The sequence below is a fragment of the Listeria marthii genome (genome assembly GCF_014227425.1).
In the GTDB taxonomy this organism is placed as follows: domain Bacteria; phylum Bacillota; class Bacilli; order Lactobacillales; family Listeriaceae; genus Listeria; species Listeria marthii.
Genome location: NZ_JAASWB010000011.1, coordinates 1 through 5,230 on the forward strand (window position 1 = coordinate 1; position 5,230 = coordinate 5,230).

General features: G+C 39.5%; 5 protein-coding genes. All 5 read right to left on the reverse strand.

The genetic code is table 11. The features are described 5' to 3' along the window. Nucleotides 1-333 precede the first annotated feature (333 nt). Nucleotides 334-1,830 carry a lysine--tRNA ligase gene (lysS, locus tag HCJ55_RS13825; RefSeq protein ID WP_008946635.1) on the reverse strand — a complete coding sequence of 499 codons (1,497 nt, stop codon included), beginning with the start codon at nucleotides 1,828-1,830 and terminating at the stop codon, nucleotides 334-336. Between the two features lie 114 nt (nucleotides 1,831-1,944). Further along, nucleotides 1,945-2,940, reverse strand: coding sequence for a tRNA dihydrouridine synthase DusB (dusB, locus tag HCJ55_RS13830; protein WP_185518653.1), 996 nt, complete (start codon nucleotides 2,938-2,940; stop codon nucleotides 1,945-1,947). A 75-nt stretch (nucleotides 2,941-3,015) separates the two neighbouring features. Then, the gene (gene folK, locus HCJ55_RS13835) at nucleotides 3,016-3,495 is read right to left on the reverse strand and encodes a 2-amino-4-hydroxy-6-hydroxymethyldihydropteridine diphosphokinase (protein ID WP_185503389.1); all 480 of its coding nucleotides are present in this window, start codon (nucleotides 3,493-3,495) and stop codon (nucleotides 3,016-3,018) included. Then, nucleotides 3,488-3,862, reverse strand: coding sequence for a dihydroneopterin aldolase (folB, locus tag HCJ55_RS13840; protein ID WP_008946633.1), 375 nt, complete (start codon nucleotides 3,860-3,862; stop codon nucleotides 3,488-3,490). Before folB ends, folK begins: the two co-directional genes overlap by 8 nt. Before the next feature lie 13 nt (nucleotides 3,863-3,875). Next, the gene (folP, locus tag HCJ55_RS13845; RefSeq protein WP_185518655.1) at nucleotides 3,876-4,691 is read right to left on the reverse strand and encodes a dihydropteroate synthase; all 816 of its coding nucleotides are present in this window, start codon (nucleotides 4,689-4,691) and stop codon (nucleotides 3,876-3,878) included. Between the last annotated feature and the right edge of the window lie 539 nt (nucleotides 4,692-5,230).

The window sequence follows — 5,230 nt, forward strand, 5'->3', positions numbered from 1 at the left end:
TTCTGCCCTGCGATTACCAGTGAGACTTTACGTCTCATTGCTTTTCGTCTTCTTCTTTGTTCAGTTTTCAAAGGTCACTTTTCTTCTTCGTTGCCTTTAGCAGCAACTCTTATATCTTACTCTATCTAGTTATTAAAGTCAAGATGTTTTTTCAAAAAAATTTAATTTCCTGAATCACATTTTGCATTTGTTTAACTGGAACGTTTATAAATATATCATGTTTTTATGGGTATTGCAAGCATATTTTAAGAAAAAGTTTCTCTTTGGCAAATTTGTTTTTTTCTGAGAAAATAACAAAATCCAGAACCGATATTATCAGCTCTGGATTTTTTATTAATCGCGGTGTTTCATAGTTGGGAATAGTAGGATATCACGGATAGATGGAGCGTCAGTTAATAGCATTACTAGACGGTCTATACCTATACCTAGTCCACCTGTTGGCGGTAATCCATATTCTAAAGCTTCAAGGAAATCTGCATCCATACCGTGCGCTTCATCATTTCCTTGTTCACGTTCTTTTATTTGTGCCTCAAAACGTTCTCTTTGGTCAATTGGATCATTTAACTCCGAGAATGCATTTGCGTGTTCGCGGCCAACGATGAATAATTCAAAACGGTCAGTAAAACGTTCGTCTTCTTTATTTTTCTTAGCTAAAGGAGAGATTTCTACTGGGTGCCCATAGACAAATGTTGGTTGAATTAGTTTTTCTTCTACATATGTTTCGAAAAACTCGTTAAGAATATGGCCATATGTCATGTGTTCCGTTACTGGTACATCATGTTTTTTAGCTAGCTCGCGTGCTTCTTCATCGGAAGTTACATTCCAGAAATCTACACCTACATATTCTTTTACTGCGTCAGCCATATGGATACGGCGCCAATTCGGAGTTAAATCTACTTTGTATTCACCGTATGTTATTTCTGTTGTTCCATTTACTTGTTTACAGACAGTTGAAACTAATCCTTCTACTAAGTCCATAACATCTTCGTAATCTTCGTATGCTGCATATGATTCTAGCATTGTAAATTCAGGATTATGACGAGTGGATGTTCCTTCATTACGGAAAACACGTCCAATCTCGTATACTTTGTCCATCCCGCCGACAATTAGGCGTTTTAGATGTAGCTCTAAAGCAATTCGTAAGTATAATTCCATATCAAGTGCATTATGGTGTGTGATAAATGGTTTTGCAGCAGCTCCACCAGCAATTGTGTGAAGTACTGGAGTTTCTACTTCCAAGAAACCTTGATTATCCATGTAATCACGAGTGTATTTCAAAATTTTACTACGCATCACAAAACGGTTTTGACTTTCTTCGTTTGTAATTAAGTCTAAGTAGCGTTGACGGTAGCGTTGTTCTACGTCTTTTAAGCCATGATATTTATCAGGAAGCGGGCGTAATGATTTTGAAAGCAAAGTGAATTCTGTTGCTTTAACCGAAAGTTCGCCTGTATTAGTACGGAAAATAGTTCCTTTTATACCAATAATATCTCCTAAATCAGCTAATTTGAAAATAGCGTATGCATCTTCCCCAATAGCGTCTTTACGGATATAGATTTGTAGTTGATGGAAACGGTCTTGAATATGCGTGAAACCTACCTTACCTTTTACACGCTTCGTCATAATACGACCTGCTACAGAAACTTCGATAGCAGCTTCTTCAAGTTCTTCTTTTGATTTATCAGCGAATTTTGTTTCAAGTTCTTCCGGGCTGATGGAACGGATGAATTTTTCGCCAAAAGGATCTATGCCTTCTTCGCGTAATGTGTCCACTTTTTCGCGACGGACGATGAGTTGGTCATTTAGTTCTTCATGATTCTCGTTACTCATATAGGTACACTCCTATTCTTTTCATTTCTACAGATGTTTCCATTATACGCTTTTTTGGTCTTGTTTTTCTAGTATAAATTTAAAAATTGCCCCGAAATCTCGAGGCAACCGTAATTAATCTTGTTTCGCTAATGCTTTTTCTTCATATTGAAGAACAAATTCATTTAAAATTGCTTCCATTTCTGATTGCTTCGTCGCTTGGTTAGCAGCTACTTTAGCGCGAGTACTTCCGCGAGCGCCTTTTAGATAGTAAGCTGCGTGTTGTCTGAACTCACGAACTGCGATGTTTTCTCCTTTTAACTCAACTAAACGGTTTAGATGTAGCATGGCAGTTTGCATTTTTTCGCGTGGTTCTGGTTCTGGAAGAAGTACGCCAGTTTCTAGGAATTTCACCGTGCGATAAATCATCCATGGGTTTCCTAGGGCAGCTCGGCCAATCATCACGCCATCCGCGCCGGTATGTTCAAGGATTCGTTTGGCATCTTCTGGTGTTCTTACGTCACCATTGGCCATGAACGGGATTTTTAGTTCGCGTTTTACGTCTCTAAGCACATCCCAGTTCGCGCTACCTTCATACATTTGCACACGGGTACGTCCGTGCATTGCAACTGCAGCAGCTCCGGCACGTTCGGCCGCAAGTGCGTTTTCGATAGCAAAGACATGTTCTTCGTCCCAGCCGATACGCATTTTCACTGTTACGGGTTTATCAACAGCATCCACTACAGCAGCTACCATGTCGTACACTTTATTTGGATCAAGTAGCCATTTTGCTCCAGCTTCACATTTGATAATCTTATTTACCGGGCAACCCATATTAATATCAATAATATCTGCTGTTGTATTTTCAGCTACGAATTTCGCGGCTTCCACAAGCGTTTCTTTCTCGCCACCGAAAATTTGCAGGCTCAGTGGTTTTTCTTTTTCATCAATATATAGCATATCAAGTGTTTTAGCATTACGGTATGCGATTCCTTTGTCGCTGATCATTTCACAGCAAACGAGGCCTGCTCCGAATTCTTTGACCGTTAGACGGAATGCAGAATTGGATATACCGGCCATTGGCGCCACAACTACTTGGTTCTTAATTTCTACGTTACCTATTTTAAACATTAATGGTAAACCCCTTCCTCTTAAATTGCGCTAGTGATATGTTATCATAATTACGTTTTTCTGCAAGTGCCAATTTTACCAGTTGACTTGATTTTTTATTTTTCGAACGCCTTGTTCTTCCAAAATGGCTGGATTCTCTAAAAGAGTGCTTTTTTCTGGTGAAATTTCTATTAGTGGAATCATGACAAAGGCGCGTTCTTTCATATAAGGATGTGGGATTTTTAGCTTTTCTGTGTCGATTGTAACATCGTCATATAGTAAAACATCAATATCAATAAGGCGCGGCCCCCATTTAAACAACCGAACTCGCCCCAATTCAAGTTCGAGCGCCAGGCAAAAATCTAGTAAATCAACCGGCGTAAAATCAGTTTCGATTTCTGCTGCGATATTTAAAAATGCCGCTTGATCTTCGTAGCCTACTGCATCTGTTTCATAAACGCTAGACACTTTGGTAATTTTAATTTGTTCTGATGCAGCTAGCCCTCCTAGCGCGTCATTTAAATTGGCTAAACGCTCACCAATGTTTGTGCCAATGGACAGAAACGCTTTAGCCATTCAAATCACTTCTCTTACGTTCGATTTCCACAGCAACAGAATCATAATGTCCCGGAATTGGCGGATTTGGTTTAATAAGTTTTACAGTTACTTCTTGCAAAAGTGGATAGCCTGCTAAAACTTCGGTTGCAATTTTTTCTGCAAGTGCTTCAATTAGCTTAAATGGTGTTCCTTCTACTATGCCTTTCACCGTTTCATACACTTCTGCATAGCTGACTGTATCATCTACGCTGTCTGACATTCCCGCTTTCTTTGTAGAGAGACCGAGAATAAGCGACACCCTAAATGTTTGTCCTAACTTTGTTTCTTCTGCTAAAACTCCGTGGTATCCGTAAAACACCAACTCATTTAAATAAATTTTATCCAATTAAAGCACCTCTTTATAAGTTTGTAATATCTAATTTGCCGGTAATTGCATCTGTCATCCGAACCATGCGCGCAATTGGAAGTACATCATGCACGCGAGTAATCGTACAACCTTTTGCAAAACCGTAAACCGTTGTCGCGCCTGTCCCTTCCATTCTATCTTCCGGAGTAGTCCCTAGAACAAGACCTATAGTTGACTTTCGGCTCGTTCCAAGCAAGACCTCATATCCAAGTGCAACAATCTCATCGATGCGTCGTAACACTTCTAAATTCTGAGCAGGTGTTTTAACGAAACCAAAACCCGGGTCAAGAATAATGTGTTCATCTGGTACCAAAGCAGCTTTTGCAATCGCGACACTTTCTAATAAGTCATTTTTCACGTCTTCTAAAAAATTTTCATATTGCGCATTATCGCGATTGTGCATTAGGCAAATCGGCACCCCGTATTTTGCGGCAACTTCGGCGATTTTCGGTTCTTTTTTCGCGCCCCATTGATCATTTATCATATCAGCTCCAGCTAAAATTGCTTGTTCAGCGACTTCAGCACGCCAAGAATCAACGGAAATCCATATATCCGGAAGCTTCTCTCTAACCGCTTTAATTACCGGGATAATCCGCGCAAGTTCTTCTTCAGGGGTTACTTCCGAAAAACCCGGTCGCGTGGAGATTCCGCCAACATCTATAATTGCGGCACCATCTTCTGCCATTTGCACAGCTCGAGCCACCGCTTCTTCCACTTGCATATATTTTCCACCATCCGAAAAAGAGTCTGGCGTAACGTTCAATATTCCCATGACCATACCTAAGTGATCCCTTTTCCACTCCTTCAAGCCCAAACACCTCTTTCCGAGATTTATTATAGCAGAATTCAGTGATTTTAGCGCACAAAAAAACCGATGCGGAAAAGGGAGTAAACCGCATCGGTCAAAAAGGGAGTTTGGGATTTTCATTCTAAAAGGGGGGAGAAGAATGAAAATGTTTTGCTTGTTGTTAGCTTATAACTATATATTAACCAAATATTTGGTGGATATACTGTGATTTTTGTTAGAGTTTCATGAGATTTTCCAGTTTTTATTTTCATTTTTTGTATTAAAAAACCAGTGTGGAAAAAGGGAGTAAACCACACTGGTCAAAAAGGGAGTTTAGGTTTTCATTCTAAAAAGGGAAAGAACGAAATGTTTTGCTTGTTGTTAGCTTATGACTATATATTAACCAATTTTTTGGTGGATATACTGTGATTTTTGTTAGAGTTTCATGAGATTTCCCAGTTTTTCTTTTCATTTTTTCGCATCAAAAAACCAGTGTGGAAAAAGGGAGTAAACCACACTGGTCAAAAAGGGAGTTTGGGATTTTCATTCTAAAAGGGGAA

Excerpts from the sequence above, each read along its gene's own strand:
- lysS (WP_008946635.1), bottom strand. The coding sequence starts at position 1,830 with ATGAGTAACGAGAATCATGAAGAACTAAATGACCAACTCATCGTCCGT.
- dusB (WP_185518653.1), bottom strand. The coding sequence starts at position 2,940 with ATGTTTAAAATAGGTAACGTAGAAATTAAGAACCAAGTAGTTGTGGCG.
- folK (WP_185503389.1), bottom strand. The coding sequence starts at position 3,495 with ATGGCTAAAGCGTTTCTGTCCATTGGCACAAACATTGGTGAGCGTTTA.